The organism is Photobacterium piscicola, assembly GCF_900166965.1.
Lineage (GTDB): Bacteria > Pseudomonadota > Gammaproteobacteria > Enterobacterales > Vibrionaceae > Photobacterium > Photobacterium piscicola.
In genome coordinates this window covers 1-1003 of record NZ_FUZI01000046.1, presented here as the reverse complement: position 1 = coordinate 1003, position 1003 = coordinate 1, and the positions used below count along the sequence as shown (strand labels likewise).

The following is a 1003-nucleotide window of genomic DNA, read 5'->3' as shown; positions in this document are numbered from 1 at the left end:
ACCACCACGGATGAGGCGGGCAACAGTGCCACGGCGACGGACGATCACCCTTACAACATTGATACTGACATTGCGGCAGCGATCACTATTACCTCGATTGCTACCGATGATAATGTAACCGGACCTGATTCTGAACAGTCCCAAGCGATCATCGGTACGGTTGGCGGCGATGTGAAAGCGGGCGATTGGGTAACAGTGACCCTTGATGGAAAAACGTTAGGCACCGCCGAAGTACAAGCGGATAAGTCATGGCGTTTGTCTGTTGATGGCAAGGTCTTGTTGGATGCGAATACGGATCATGTTGGCGCAACAGTGACCACCACTGATACCGCAGGCAACAGCAAAACCGCCACAGCTGAGCATAATTATACGGTGGATGTTAACGCGACTATCGATATCGATAAGATCACTGGCGATAACGTCATTACTCAACAAGAAGGCCATCAGCAGAGCATTGCGATCACCGGTACGGTGGGCGGTCAGGTGCAAGTGGGTGACAAGGTCGTGGTGACGATCAATGGCACCGATTACAACACCCAGGTTGAGGCGGGTAACACATGGTCAGTGAATGTCACGGGCAAGGATGTGTTGCATGCAGATAAAGCCACTGCCACAGTCACAACGTCATACAGTTCACATAATGACACCGCAAACAGTGAAGAAAATTATCAGGTTGGCATCAATGCGGGTGTCACCATCACCACCATTGGTGGTGACAATGTAATCAATGAGAATGAGTCCCACGGCAAAGTGCCTGTAACCGGTACCGTTGGTGGTGATGTCAAAGTTGGCGATACCGTTACGATCACTGTAGATGGTAAAGCGGTAGGTACGGCCACAGTAGAAAATCACAATGGCAAGTTAACGTGGACGGCTGAGGTTGACGGCAGCGTATTAGATAACGCTACCACCGATAATGTCACCGCCACCGTGACAACTCATGATGAAGCAGGTCATAGCGCTACTGCGACAGATGATCATATTTACAACATTGATACTGACA

1 protein-coding gene is annotated in these 1003 nt (G+C 50.0%); it reads left to right on the top strand.

Translation table 11 applies throughout. The features are described 5' to 3' along the window. A partial coding sequence (locus CZ809_RS20790) for an Ig-like domain-containing protein (protein WP_144396227.1) occupies positions 1-1003 on the top strand: 1003 nt, incomplete at both ends.